Genomic DNA, 13,826 nt, shown 5'->3' on the forward strand with positions numbered 1-13,826 from the left:
GGCGCTTTGCGGTGTTGCCGGCGACGTCTGGTGTTACTGACGCGCATTCCGAAGGTTATCCGGCCAAGGCGTGTTGTAGTTGGTGCGGAACGGGTTGATGTCCAGCCCGCCGCGCCGCGTGTAGCGCGCATACACCGCCAGCTTGACCGGCCGGCACTGGCGCAGGATGTCGGTAAAGATGCGCTCCACACACTGCTCGTGAAACTCGTTGTGCTCGCGGAACGAGATCAGGTACTTGAGCAGCCCTTCCTGATTGATCGGCGCGCCCACGTAGCGGATCTGCACGCTGCCCCAGTCGGGCTGACCCGTCACCAGGCAGTTAGATTTGAGCAGGTGCGAGACCAGCGTTTCTTCGACCGGGCCTTCTTCCTCATCCGCGTGCAGCAGGTCGGGCGTGGGCTGGTAGATGTCGGTTTCGATGTCCAGGCGATCGAGCAGCAGGCCGTCGAGTTCGCCCATCTTCTGCCGTGCAAACTCCTCCTGCGGTGCGATGCGCACCTGCACCGGGGCACCGCACGCTTCCGACAGATCGTGGTGGATCAACTGCTGCAGCGCCTCGTACGACGCCACCTTGGTCTGGTTGAACGAGTTCAGATACAGCTTGAACGACTTCGATTCCACGATATTGGGCGAATCCGCCGGCACGATCACCGTGCCGACTGCCACCTGCGGCTTGCCCTTGAGGTTCAGCCACGACAGCTCGTACAGGTTCCACAGGTCCACGCCGAAGAAGGGCAGGGCGCTGCCGACGGCCAAGCCGATCTCGTCGCGCTTGCCCTGGCGTGGAATGGGAAACAGCAGGCTCGGGTCGTACTCCGTCTTGTAGGCGGAGGCCTTGCCCAGCGGCGAGTGTTCAGGTTGGTTACTCATGACAGTGCTCCGCGGCCGATTACAGGAACAGGCTGTAGACCGGGTTCTCGCTTTCGTCCCAGGACTTGTAGCCCAGCGTGGTGAGGAACGCCTTGAACTCGCGCTTCTCATTCTTCGGCACCTGGATGCCGACGAGGATGTTGCTCGAATCCGCGCCCTGATTCCGATAGTGGAACAGGCTGATGTTCCAGTTCGGGCTCATGCTCGAGAGGAACTTCATCAGCGCGCCCGGCCGTTCGGGGAATTCAAAGCGGTACAGCAGTTCGTTCTCGGCCAGCGGCGAACGCCCGCCCACCATGTAGCGGATGTGCTGCTTGGCGAGTTCGTCGTTCGACAAGTCCAGCGTCGGGAAGCCGTGCTTGCGGAAGTTATCCGCAATCTTGTCGCCCTCTGCGCGCGACGCAATCTGCACGCCCACGAAGATGTGCGCGGCGTCCTTGCTGGCGATGCGGTAGTTGAACTCCGTCACGTTGCGCGACCAGCCGACCAGCTCGCAGAAGCGCTTGAAGCTGCCGCGCTCTTCGGGAATCGTCACGGCAAACACCGCTTCGCGCGCCTCGCCCACCTCGGCGCGTTCGGCCACGAAGCGCAGGCGGTCGAAGTTCATATTGGCGCCGCTGGCCACGGCCACCAGCGCTTCGTTCTTGAGCTTGTGGGTTTCGGCGTACACCTTGAGGCCGGCCACGGCCAGCGCACCCGAGGGCTCGAGCAGGCTGCGCGTGTCCTGGAACACGTCTTTGAGCCCTGCGCAAATCGCATCCGTATCCACGGTGATGATCTCGTCGACCAGCTCGCGCGTGATGCGGAAGGTTTCCTTGCCGACCAGCTTGACCGCCGTACCGTCGGCAAACAGGCCCACGTCCTTCAACTCAACGCGCTTGCCAGCGGCCACTGAGCGCGCCATTGCGTCGGAATCCACGCTCTGCACGCCGATCACCTTGATGTCGGGGCGCACGGCCTTCACGTACGCGGCGATGCCCGAGATCAGCCCGCCGCCGCCAATCGCGCAGAAGATCGCGTGGATCGGCTGCGGATGCTGGCGCAGGATTTCCATGGCGATGGTGCCCTGGCCGGCAATCACCTCCGGGTCATCGAAGGGGTGCACGAAGGTGTAGCCGTGTTTTTCCTGCAGCTTGGCGGCGTGGTTGTAGGCGTCGGAATAGCTCTCGCCGTGCAGCACGACGTCGACCCACTCGCCGCCGCGCGAGCGCACGCCGTCGATCTTGAGCTGTGGCGTCGTCACCGGCATGCAGATGATCGCCTTGCATTCCATCCGGGCCGCGCTGAACGCCACGCCCTGCGCATGGTTGCCGGCGGAGGCTGTAATTACCCCGCGCTTGCGCTCGGCCGCCGTGAGCGAGGCCATCTTGTTATAGGCGCCGCGCAGCTTGAACGAGAACACCGGCTGGTCGTCTTCTCGCTTGAGGTAGACGCGGTTGCCGGTGCGCGCCGACAGGTTGGGCGCGAACTTCAGCTCGGTTTCCACCGCGACGTCATAGACCTTCGCAGTCAGGATTTTCTTGAGGTAATCGATGGCCATGGTGCGGACCGGGTTGGACGTGGGGATAGCCCGTAAGCCTATCATGCGGGGCCTTGGCGGACAGGCGGGGCGGTCGGTACACTGCCGCAGCCGTGCCACCGGGGCGCGGCTCATCATCGGCGCGAGGCCCCCTCATGAATACCCCGTCGTCTCCCTCCCGGCTGCGCCGGGGCCGCAAGATCTGGTCGGGTACGCAGCACGTCATCGCTTACGGCATGCCGCCGCTGGGCTGGCGCGACATCTATCACCACGCGCTGGAAGTCAACTGGCCGACCTTCTTTGCGTTGCTGGCGACGCTGTTCCTGACGCTCAATGCGGTGTTTGCTGGGCTGTATTCGTTGGGCGATGCGTCCATCGCGAACCAGTCGCCACCGGGCTTTGCCGGCGCGTTCTTCTTCAGCGTGGAAACGCTGGCCACCGTCGGCTACGGCGACATGCATCCGCAGACGACCTACGCCCACCTCATCGCCACGCTGGAAATCTTCATCGGCATGTCGGGGATTGCCATGGCGACGGGGCTGGTGTTCGCGCGCTTTTCCCGGCCGCGCGCCAAGATCCTGTTTGCCCGCAATCCGGTCGTGCGCACCATCAACGGAAAGCCCACGTTGATGCTGCGCGCTGCCAACGCGCGACAGAACGTGATTGCCGAGGCCACGGCGCGGCTGCGGCTGATGCAGGACGAGCGCTCGCCCGAAGGCTATTCGATCTACAAGATCCGCGACCTGAAACTGGAGCGCAGTGAGCACCCGATCTTCCTGCTGGGCTGGGTGATGATGCACGTCATCGATGAGTCCAGTCCGCTGCACAACGCCACGGCAGAATCGCTCGCCGCGGGCGACGCCTTGCTGCTGCTCACCATCGAAGGCGCTGACGAGACGGCTGCGCAAACCGTGCAGGCGCGCTATTCGTGGCGGCACGACACGATCCGCTGGAACCACCGCTATCTCGACCTGATTCACGACGAAGACGGCGTGACCACCGTCGACTACGACAACTTCCACAAGATCGAGCCGGTTGACGGGCCCGCCACCGGGACTTAGCGCGTTGTTCTACGCAGCCAGGGGAACCGTTGCGCGCCGTTCCATGACGGCTGCGATGGCGCAGGCTTCTGCTGCCGCAATGACCGCCCAGAAGCCGAGCTCCGCCAGTACCAGCACGAGCGGCTCGCCAAGCAGGTTGACCGGCGTGAAGAATTCGAAGAAACCGTAGGACAGCACGAACATCAGGCCGCCAAAGCGCAGCGCTCTGGCTGCAATGCCTGCCGGCCACGCCGGCGCCAGCCAGTGGTACATGGCGGCATGGACCACACCAAACAGCATCAGCCCGAAGATCATCGGCGCGGGGGTGGCGACGATCAGCGGTAGCGGCTCGATTTGCGTCCAGACTGCGATGAGCTTGCGGCTCTGCATGGGCGAGGTGAGCAGGAAACCGCCGCCGTTCCACCCGAAGCCGATCAGCCGGAACGTCAGCAGCATGGCGGCGTTCAGGGTCAGCCCGCCGGCCAACCCCGCGAAGAGCACTTTGACCATGTGGCCTCCCGCGTAGCGGTTTGCACCGAATGCGGGGCAGTATAGGTCGCCGCCTTGTCTCTATCGGCTCGAGGAAAGGGACGATGCGGGCGCCCGGTCCGGCACAATAGCCGCTTCCGCTCTGAATGGACGCACCGTGGCGCTCAATCTCGTCTGGCTGGCTTTCTTCCTCGTTGCCTTTATCACCGCGTGCGTGCAGGTGGTGCAGGGCGACATGGAAGTCTTCTCCCGCATGCTGACCGCCATGTTCGATGCCGCGCGCACCGGCTTCGAGATTGCGCTCGGCCTGACCGGCATGATGGCGCTGTGGCTGGGCATCATGCGCGTGGGGGAGCGGGCTGGCGTGGTCGACCTGTTCGCGCGGCTGGTGAACCCGCTGATGCGGCACCTGTTTCCGTCCGTGCCCGCCGGCCATCCGGCCAACGGCGCGATGATGATGAACGTCTCTGCCAACGTGCTCGGCCTGGACAACGCCGCCACGCCGCTGGGTCTGCAGGCCATGCGCGAGCTGCAGGAGATCAATCCACAGTCGCAGCGCGCCAGCGATGCGCAACTGATGTTCGTGGTGCTCAACACGGCGGGCGTGACGCTGGTGCCGACCTCTGTCATTGCCATTCGTCAGGCCATGGCGGTCAAGCAGGGGCTGGTCGGTTTCAATGCGGCGGACATCTTCCTGCCGACGCTGCTGTCCACCTTCATCGGCTTTTGCGCGGGCATTGCGGCGGTGGCGTGGTACCAGCGCATCAATCTGTTCAAGCCGGCGCTGCTGGCGTACTTCGGCGGCTTTGTCGCGATGATGGGGTTGCTGTTTGCGTGGTTGCACCAGTTTCCGCCGCAGCAGATGGCGGCGTGGATTGGCCTGATCGGCGCGGGCGCGATCCTCACCATCGTCGTGGCGTTCCTGGCCTGTGGGGCCATTCGCCGCATCAATGTCTACGAGACCTTTGTCGACGGGGCCAAGGACGGCTTTCAGGTGGCGATCGGAATCGTGCCGTACCTGGTGGCCGTGCTGGTGGGCATTGCCGTGTTCCGCGCGGCGGGCTGCATGGATTACCTGATGCAGGGGCTGTCGGCGCTGTTCTCGCACCTGGGCATCGATACGCGCTTCGTGCCGGCCCTGCCTGTCGGCATCATGAAAACGCTCTCCGGCGCCGGCGCGCGCGGCCTGATGGTCGACGTAATGACGACCTACGGCGTCGACTCTTTCCAGGGCAAGCTGGCCGCCATCATCCAGGGCTCGACCGAGACCACGTTCTACGTGCTGGCCGTCTACTTTGGCAGCGTCGGCATCAAGGACACCCGCTACGCGCTGGCCTGCGGGCTGTGGGCGGACTTGATCGGGCTGGTCGGCGCTGTCCTTGTCGCCTACTTGTTCTTTGCCTGACGGGGTAGGGCGGCTCCCAAGCGACGCCGCGGCCGCCCGGCCACTACAATCGACCGCATGGAACAGTGGATCGACACGCTTTTTGCCACGCTTGCCCTGCCCACGGTCGGGCTGCCAGCCATCTTCATCGTCAGTTTCATCTCGGCGACGCTCTTGCCGCTGGGCTCAGAGCCGGCGGTTTTCGCGTACATCAGGCTCAATCCGGACATGTTCTGGCCGGCCATCATCGTGGCGACGGTCGGCAACACGCTGGGCGGCGCGGTGGACTGGTGGATGGGCTATGCGGCCAAGCTGGCGCTGGTGCGGTTCCATCTGGCCCGCCGCCGCCGCGAACACAACGCCGAGCACGCCCACCATGTGCCGCACCCCAAGCGCCACCGCGAGCCGCCGCTCGACAAGAAATACTTCCGCTGGATGCGCCGCATCGGCCCGGTGTCGCTACTGGTGTCGTGGCTGCCGGGCATTGGCGACCCGCTGTGTACGCTGGCCGGCTGGCTGCGCCTGCGGTTCTGGCCCAGCCTCATGTACATGGCCATCGGCAAGTTCCTGCGCTATCTGGTCATGACGGGGGCCCTGATGACGCTGCCCGATGGCTTCTGGCACGGCATCCTGGGCTGGATCAAGAACGTCATGATGTGACGTTTGCGTGATTTTTTCGTCACGTATTTGAGCTTGCAGTGTTCGCAAACCATTGAAAACGCGACGGTTTTGGCGCCCATGCCACCGGCAGGGATACCGTTGTTGCAACGCATCAACGTTGCAGCTTGCAGTACAATCGCCCTTTAAAGACCGCGCGGCTCGGGCTCTCTTTGCCGCGCTCCCTCCCCAGCGGCACGCCATGAATGCCCCACTTCTGATCGACGCCAAACTCACGGCGCACGACGCTGCGCCCCGGCTGCGCGAGATTCCCTACAACTACACCTCGTTCTCGGATCGGGAAATCGTCATCCGCCTGCTGGGCGAATCTGCGTGGCAGATCCTGAGCGAGTTGCGCGCCGAGCGCCGCACTGGCCGATCGGCACGCATGCTGTACGAAGTGCTGGGCGACATCTGGGTGGTGCGCCGCAACCCGTACCTGCAGGACGACCTGCTCGAGACGCCCAAGCGCCGCCAGATGCTGATCGACGCGCTCAATCACCGCCTGGCGGAGATCGAGAAGCGCCGCGTGGCGGATCACGATTCGCACCACGACCCGGAAGGCGACGTGCGCGCGACCAAGGTCGAGCAACTGGTCGTGCATGCCCGCCGCGCCGTCAAGGCGTTCCAGGAAGAATTCGCCCAGGTGTATGACCTGCGCCGCCGCGCGCAGAAGGTGCTCGGCCGCGTCACCGCCAAGGACAACATCAAGTTCGATGGCCTGTCGCGTGTTTCGCACGTGACGGACGCCACCGACTGGCGCGTCGAATACCCGTTCGTGGTGCTCACGCCCGATACGGAAGAAGAGATCGCCGGCATCGTCAAGGGCTGCTTCGAGCTAGGTCTGACCATCATCCCGCGCGGAGGCGGCACCGGCTACACCGGCGGCGCCGTGCCGCTCACGCCGTTCTCGGCTGTCATCAACACCGAAAAGCTGGAGCGCCTGGATGCGGTCGAGATGACCGATCTGCCGGGCGTCGACCAGCCCGTGGCGACCATCTATTCGGGCGCCGGCGTGGTCACGCGCCGCGTGGCGGAAGCGGCTGAAAAGGCCGGCCTCGTTTTCGCGGTGGACCCGACGTCGATCGACGCCTCGTGCATCGGCGGCAACGTCGCCATGAACGCTGGCGGCAAGAAGGCCGTGCTGTGGGGCACTGCACTGGACAACCTCGCCTGGTGGCGCATGGTCGATCCGGACGGCAACTGGCTCGAAGTCACGCGCCTCGACCACAACCTCGGCAAGATTCACGACGCACCCGTGGTGACGTTCGAGCTGAAGTGGTTCGACGGCGATGCGCCGGTCGGCAGCAAGCTGCTGCGCACCGAGACGCTCACCATTGAGGGCCGCAAATTCCGCAAGGAAGGCCTCGGCAAGGACGTCACCGACAAGTTCCTGGCCGGCCTGCCCGGCGTGCAGAAGGAAGGCTGCGACGGCATCATCACCAGCGCGCGCTGGATCCTGCACCGCATGCCGAAGTTCATCCGCACCGTCTGCCTGGAGTTCTTTGGTCAGGCGCGTGATGCGGTGCCGAGCATCGTGGAAATCAAGGACTACCTCGACGGCGAAACCAAGAAGCCAGGCGGCGCCATTCTCGCCGGCTTGGAGCATCTGGACGAGCGCTACCTGCGCGCGGTCGGCTACGCGACCAAGAGTAAGCGCAATGCGTTTCCGAAGATGGTGCTGATCGGTGACATCGTCGGTGATGACGACGACGCCGTGGCGCGCGCCACATCGGAGGTGATTCGCCTCGCCAACGCCAAGAGCGGCGAAGGTTTTGTGGCCGTGAGCCCCGAAGCGCGCAAGAAGTTCTGGCTTGACCGCTCGCGTACGGCGGCCATCTCCAAGCACACCAACGCCTTCAAGATCAACGAAGACGTGGTGATCCCGCTCAACCGCATGGGCGAGTACACCGACGGCATCGAGCGCATCAACATCGAGCTGTCGATCAAGAACAAGCTCAAGCTAACCGACGCGCTGCTCGACTTCTTTGCTGGCAGCAACCTGCCGCTGGGCCGCACCGACGACGCCAACGAGATCCCCAGCGCCGAGTTGCTGGAAGACCGCGTGCAACAGGCGCAGCAACTGCTGCGTGCCACGCGCGCCCGTTGGCAGTACCTGCTGGACCATCTCGACACGCCGGTCACCACGGCGCGCGCCAGCCTCATCGGCCTGGGCCTGGGCTACCTCGCGCAGACCATCGACGACCGTCTGGTCAACCAGCCGAACGCTAACCTGTTCCACTTGCTGCAAGACCGCACGATTCGCGTGTCGTGGAAGGCGGAAATCCGCGCCGAGCTGCGCAAGATCTTCAACGGCGGCGAGTTCAAGCCGATCCTCGACGAGGCGCAGGCGATCCACAAGCAGGTGCTGCGTGGCCGCGTCTTCGTGGCCCTGCACATGCACGCCGGCGACGGCAACGTGCACACCAACATCCCCGTCAACTCGGATGACTACGACATGCTGCAGGACGCCCACAAGGCGGTGGCCCGCATCATGACGCTGGCGCGTTCGCTCGACGGCGTGATCTCGGGCGAGCACGGCATTGGCATCACCAAGCTGGAATTCCTGACCGACGACGAGATCGCCGACTTCGCGGCCTACAAGCGCCGCGTCGATCCGAACGGCCGCTTCAACAAGGGCAAGCTGCTGCGCGACGTGAACGACCCGCAAGGGCTGGCCGCCGACTTGCGCAACGCCTACACGCCCTCGTTCGGCCTGATGGGGCACGAGTCGATCATCATGCAGCAGAGCGACATCGGCGCCATTTCGGAGTCGATCAAGGACTGCCTGCGCTGCGGCAAGTGCAAGCCGGTGTGCGCCACGCATGTGCCGCGCGCCAACCTGTTGTACAGCCCGCGCAACAAGATCCTCGCCACCTCGCTGCTCATCGAGGCCTTCCTGTACGAAGAGCAGACACGCCGCGGCGTGTCGGTCAAGCACTGGGAAGAGTTTGCCGACGTGGGCGACCACTGCACGGTCTGCCACAAGTGCGTGACGCCGTGCCCGGTCAAGATCGACTTCGGCGACGTGTCGATGAACATGCGCAACCTGCTGCGCAAGATGGGGCAGAAGAAGTTCAACCCTGGCACCGCCGCGTCGATGTTCTTCCTGAACGCGACCAACCCCGAGACCATTAACCTCACCCGCAAGGTGATGATCGACTGGGGCTACAAGGCGCAGCGTCTGGGCAACGAGGTGATGAAGAAGTTCGCCAAGAAGCAGACCGCGCATCCGCCCGCCACGGTGGGCAGGGCGCCGGTGCGCGAGCAGGTGATCCACTTCATCAACAAGAAGATGCCGGGCAACCTGCCCAAGAAGACGGCGCGCGCGCTGCTGGACATCGAGGACAACGAGATCGTCCCGATCATCCGCAACCCGAAGGCGACCACGCCCGACAGCGAAGCGGTGTTCTACTTCCCGGGCTGCGGCTCGGAGCGCTTGTTCTCGCAGGTCGGTCTGGCCACGCAGGCGATGCTGTGGCACGCGGGCGTGCAGACCGTGCTGCCGCCCGGTTACCTGTGCTGTGGGTATCCGCAGCGCGGCACTGGCCAGTACGACAAGGCTGAGAAGATCGTCACCGACAACCGCGTGCTGTTTCACCGCGTAGCGAACACGCTCAACTACCTCGACATCAAGACGGTGGTGGTGAGCTGCGGCACGTGCTACGACCAGCTCGCCGGCTATGAATTCGACAAGATCTTCCCGGGCTGCCGCATCATCGACATTCACGAATACCTGCTGGAAAAAGGCGTGAAGATCGACGGTGTGCAAGGCACGCGGTACATGTACCACGACCCCTGCCACACGCCGATCAAGACGATGGACCCGACCAAGCTGGTCAACCAGCTCATGGGCGGCAACCAGGGTGCTGATGGCAAGGTGAGCGCGATCGAGAAGAACGATCGCTGCTGCGGTGAATCTGGCACGCTGGCCGTGACGCGCCCTGACATCTCCACGCAGATCCGCTTCCGGAAGGAAGAGGAAATGCGCAAGGGCGCCGACAAGCTGCGCACCGATAGCAACGGTCAGGCGTTCAGCGGCGACGTGAAGATCCTCACGAGCTGCCCGTCGTGTCTGCAGGGCCTGTCGCGCTATAGCGAAGATGCGTCGGTGCAAGCCGATTACATCGTGGTCGAAATGGCGCGCCACGTGCTCGGCGAGACGTGGCTGGAAGACTACGTCAAGCACGCCAACGCTGGCGGCATCGAGCGGGTGCTGGTGTGACGGCTGTGTCGACGGGCCAGCGCGCACCCGACTGCGCATTGTGCGAGACCGACGGCGGCGAGCCCGTCTGGCGCAACGCCCGGGCGCGCGTGGTGCTGGTGGAGCACGCGCGCTTTCCGGGCTTCTGCCGCGTCATCTGGAATGACCACGTCGCCGAGCAGACCGATTTGTCCGACGCCGATCGCCACTGGCTGATGGAGGTTGTCACGCGCGTAGAGCGCGTGCTGCGCGCAGAGCTCGCGCCGGACAAGATCAACCTCGCCAGCTTCGGCAACTTCGTTCCGCATCTGCACTGGCATGTCATTCCGCGCTATCGGTGGGACACGCATTTTCCGGAAGCCGTATGGGGCCCCGCCCAACGCGAGCCGGATGCCGCGCGCATGGCCGAGTTGACGGCCAAGCTGCCGGCGCTGTCGTACGCGCTGCAATCGGCGCTTGCCGACGTCTGAGCGGTTACCGCCGGTAACGCTTCACCACGTCCTGCACGGAACCCTCATGGCGCGCAGGCCGTCAGATTCTCTTTCCGTCGTGCCACCGCTATCGATATCGCCATGACGACACCGCGCACCGCCGCCACGCCCGATTCCCACAAAGACTCCATTGCCGAGCTGAATGTCCATCACGGCCGGCTGAATCTGTCCGAGACGTGGCAACTGATTCGCCCGTACTGGTTCTCGGAAGATCGCCACAAGGCTTGGGGGCTGCTCGCGCTGGTGATCGGCCTGAACCTGTTTCTGGTCTACATGAACGTGCTGTTCACGGACTGGAACCGGCTCTTCTACAACGCGCTGGAGCAGAAGAACTACGGCGAATTCTGGACGCAACTGGGCCGCTTTTCGTGGATTGCCGCGTTGCTGATCTTCGGCTCGATCATGCGGCTGTACTACTCCATGATGTTGCAGATGCGGTGGCGGACGTGGATCACCGGTAGCTTTCTCGATGATTGGCTGGGCAAGCAGGCGTTCTACCGCCTGGAGCAGACCCACACCGCCGACAACCCCGACCAGCGGATCGCCGACGACCTGCGCAACTTCACCGATGCGACGCTCACGCTGGCGCTCGGTTTCCTGAATTCGGCGGTCACGCTGGTGTCGTTCTTCGGCATCCTCTGGGCTGTGTCCGGGCCCCTCGCATTCAGCCTGGGTGGGCGCGATTTCGTCATCCCCGGGTACATGGTGTGGTTTGCGCTGCTGTATTCGATTGTGGGCTCGGTGATCATTCACTTCGTGGGGCGGCCGCTGATCGGGCTCTCCTTCCAGCAAGAGCGCTATGAAGCGTATTTCCGTTTCCTACTGGTGCGTGTGCGTGAGAACAGCGAGAGCATTGCCCTGTACCGCGGTGAGCCGACCGAGAAGGCCATTCTGCGTGGCCGCTTCGAGCGCATCCGCACCAACTGGAACCAGTTGATGGACTACACGCGGCGGCTGACCTTCGCCAGTTCCGGCTATGCGCAGTTCGCCATCATCTTTCCGTTTCTGGTATCGGCGCCACGCTACTTTGGCGGCACGCTCACGCTGGGCGGGATGATGCAGGTCGCCACGGCCTTCGGGCAGGTGCAGGACGCCATGTCGTGGTTCGTCACCAATTACCGCACGCTGGTGAGCTGGAAGGCCTCCACCAACCGTCTGATCGAATTCCAGCGCGCGATCCGCGCCGCCGAGCGCGAAGAGGAACACCGCGCCGGCGTACGTGATGTCGAGGTCGAAACCGCTGCCGTGCCGGCCATCGAGGCGCGTGGCCTGGCGCTGAACCTGCCGAACCGTAAGCCGGACGACCTGCTGGTCGAACCGTTCGACATGACCCTCGCGCGCGGTGAGCGCGTGCTCGTCAACGGCCCGTCGGGCTGCGGCAAGAGCACGCTGGTGCGGGCCGTCGCCGGCATCTGGCCGTACGGCACGGGTCGCATCGAAATCCCTGACGACGCCCGCGTGCTGTTCCTGCCGCAGCGCAGCTACCTGCCGTCCGGCACGCTGGCCGATGCGCTGTCGTACCCCGATCTCGCCACCAAATACACCGCCGAGCGCCTGACGCAGGTGCTGAGCGCTTGCCGCCTGCCGGCTTTGGTCGATCTGCTCGACGAGGTCAGCAACTGGAGCCTGCGCCTCTCGCCCGGCGAGCAGCAGCGCCTGGCCTTCGCGCGCGCCTTGCTGCAGCGTCCGGACTACCTCTTCCTCGACGAGGCCACCAGCGCACTCGATGAAGACACCGAGGCCTTCATGTACAGCCTGATGCTCGAATCGATGCCCGACGTGACCATCGTCAGCGTGGCGCACCGCAGCACCGTGGCACGATTCCACCATCGCCGGCTGCGCTACATCCCCGAGGGCGACCCGTTGACTGCGGTAAGCTATCGGGTGGTGGAAGAGCCCGCGCACGTGGCGCTGGCGGCTTCCTGAAACACAGCTTTTTGACTCAACGAGACGTTTTTCATGGCCGGACTTTCCGCCGACACCCCGCACCCGACTGGCTTGACCGTGCACACGCAATCGCGCGTGCTGGAGATCGCTTTTGCCGATGGCAAGCAGTTCCGCCTGCCATTTGAGTACTTGCGCGTGCTGTCGCCGTCGGCCGAAGTGCAGGGGCACGGGCCGGGGCAGGAAGTGCTGCAAACGGGCAAGCGCGACGTCGGCATCGTCGGCGTCGAGCCGGTCGGCAACTACGCGATCCGGCCGCTGTTCTCCGATGGCCACGATTCCGGCATCTACGATTGGGCCTATCTGTACCGCCTCGGCGTTGAACACGATGCGCTGTGGCAGGCGTATCTCGACCGCCTCGCCGCCGCCGGCCTCGACCGTGATGCCCCCATGGCCGCTAACGCCGGCCACGCCTGCGGCCACAGCCACTGATTCCCGATTCACTTCGCGGCACGCTTGCGCCGCTTTCCGCATCCCTTTCTGTCATGAGCAAAACCCACTTCGGATTCGAGCAGGTCGACGAGCGCGAGAAGGCCGGCAAGGTTGCCGGTGTGTTCCATTCCGTCGCCAGCAAGTACGACGTGATGAACGACTTGATGTCTGGCGGCCTGCACCGCGTGTGGAAGATGTTCACCATCGCCCAGGCAGCAGTGCGCCCCGGCTACAAAGTGCTCGACATCGCCGGTGGCACGGGTGACTTGGCCAAGGCCTTTGCGCGCCAGGCCGGCCCCACCGGCGAGGTGTGGCTGACCGACATTAATGAGTCGATGCTGCGCGTCGGCCGCGATCGTCTGCTCGACGCCGGCGTGCTCACACCCACTGCGCTGTGCGACGCCGAGCACATTCCCTTTCCAGATGCTTACTTCGATGTCGTGACAGTGGCATTCGGCTTGCGCAACATGACGCATAAGGATCGCGCACTCGCCGAGATGCGCCGTGTCGTCAAACCGGGCGGCAAGGTGATGGTGCTGGAGTTTTCCAAGGTGTGGCAGCCGCTGGAAAAGGCCTACGACGTGTACTCGTTCAAGGTACTGCCGTGGCTGGGCAGCAAGGTGGCGGGCGATCCAGAGAGCTACCGCTATCTGGCTGAGTCCATCCGCATGCACCCGGATCAGGAAACGCTCAAGCAGATGATGGAACAGGCCGGATTGGACAAGGTCGAATACTTCAACCTGACGGCGGGTGTCGTTGCACTGCACGTCGGTCGTCGCCTCTGAGCGGTTTTCAT

The 13,826-nt window shown here is 64.2% G+C and carries 11 protein-coding genes; 8 read left to right on the forward strand and 3 right to left on the reverse strand.

Translation table 11 applies throughout. The features are described 5' to 3' along the window. Window positions 1–33 precede the first annotated feature (33 nt). Together queF and ilvA are read right to left on the reverse strand one after the other, a co-directional pair. The gene (gene queF, locus ACN9M1_RS01890) at window positions 34–870 is read right to left on the reverse strand and encodes an NADPH-dependent 7-cyano-7-deazaguanine reductase QueF (RefSeq protein WP_426396912.1); all 837 of its coding nucleotides are present in this window, start codon (window positions 868–870) and stop codon (window positions 34–36) included. A 19-nt stretch (window positions 871–889) separates the two neighbouring features. After that, on the reverse strand, window positions 890–2,410 hold the full coding sequence (gene ilvA, locus ACN9M1_RS01895) for a threonine ammonia-lyase, biosynthetic (RefSeq protein WP_426396914.1): 1,521 nt from the start codon (window positions 2,408–2,410) through the stop codon (window positions 890–892). A gap of 134 nt (window positions 2,411–2,544) precedes the next feature. On the opposite strand from ilvA, the gene ACN9M1_RS01900 reads away from it, so the two are divergent. Continuing rightward, window positions 2,545–3,450, forward strand: coding sequence for an ion channel (locus ACN9M1_RS01900; protein WP_426396915.1), 906 nt, complete (start codon window positions 2,545–2,547; stop codon window positions 3,448–3,450). Window positions 3,451–3,459: 9 nt separating this feature from the next. Here the strand turns inward: ACN9M1_RS01900 and ACN9M1_RS01905 are convergent, their stop codons facing one another. Continuing rightward, entirely contained in the window at window positions 3,460–3,939 is a 480-nt protein-coding gene (locus ACN9M1_RS01905) for a hypothetical protein (protein WP_426396917.1), read from the reverse strand. A gap of 136 nt (window positions 3,940–4,075) precedes the next feature. Here ACN9M1_RS01905 and ACN9M1_RS01910 point away from each other — a divergent pair, with 136 nt between their 5' ends. The 7 genes from ACN9M1_RS01910 (at window position 4,076) to ubiE (ending at window position 13,815) form a co-directional block, all read left to right on the forward strand. After that, window positions 4,076–5,323, forward strand: a complete 1,248-nt coding sequence (locus tag ACN9M1_RS01910) for a nucleoside recognition domain-containing protein (RefSeq protein WP_426396918.1) — start codon at window positions 4,076–4,078, stop codon at window positions 5,321–5,323. A 57-nt stretch (window positions 5,324–5,380) separates the two neighbouring features. Beyond that, window positions 5,381–5,962 (forward strand): YqaA family protein, encoded by a 582-nt coding sequence (locus tag ACN9M1_RS01915; RefSeq protein ID WP_426396920.1) that lies wholly within the window; start codon window positions 5,381–5,383, stop codon window positions 5,960–5,962. Between the two features lie 199 nt (window positions 5,963–6,161). Beyond that, window positions 6,162–10,184 carry a DUF3683 domain-containing protein gene (locus tag ACN9M1_RS01920; protein ID WP_426396922.1) on the forward strand — a complete coding sequence of 1,341 codons (4,023 nt, stop codon included), beginning with the start codon at window positions 6,162–6,164 and terminating at the stop codon, window positions 10,182–10,184. Continuing rightward, window positions 10,181–10,633 carry an HIT family protein gene (locus ACN9M1_RS01925; protein ID WP_426396923.1) on the forward strand — a complete coding sequence of 151 codons (453 nt, stop codon included), beginning with the start codon at window positions 10,181–10,183 and terminating at the stop codon, window positions 10,631–10,633. Before ACN9M1_RS01920 ends, ACN9M1_RS01925 begins: the two co-directional genes overlap by 4 nt. Window positions 10,634–10,735: 102 nt before the next feature. Next, the gene (locus ACN9M1_RS01930) at window positions 10,736–12,580 is read left to right on the forward strand and encodes an ABC transporter ATP-binding protein/permease (RefSeq protein WP_426396925.1); all 1,845 of its coding nucleotides are present in this window, start codon (window positions 10,736–10,738) and stop codon (window positions 12,578–12,580) included. Window positions 12,581–12,613: 33 nt separating this feature from the next. Then, window positions 12,614–13,030: a gamma-butyrobetaine hydroxylase-like domain-containing protein gene (locus ACN9M1_RS01935; RefSeq protein ID WP_426396927.1), complete on the forward strand. Its 417-nt coding sequence runs from the start codon at window positions 12,614–12,616 to the stop codon at window positions 13,028–13,030. A 53-nt stretch (window positions 13,031–13,083) separates the two neighbouring features. Continuing rightward, on the forward strand, window positions 13,084–13,815 hold the full coding sequence (gene ubiE / locus ACN9M1_RS01940; protein WP_426396929.1) for a bifunctional demethylmenaquinone methyltransferase/2-methoxy-6-polyprenyl-1,4-benzoquinol methylase UbiE: 732 nt from the start codon (window positions 13,084–13,086) through the stop codon (window positions 13,813–13,815). Window positions 13,816–13,826: the final 11 nt, after the last annotated feature.

The sequence above is a fragment of the Ralstonia sp. R-29 genome (genome assembly GCF_049913345.1).
In the GTDB taxonomy this organism is placed as follows: domain Bacteria; phylum Pseudomonadota; class Gammaproteobacteria; order Burkholderiales; family Burkholderiaceae; genus Ralstonia.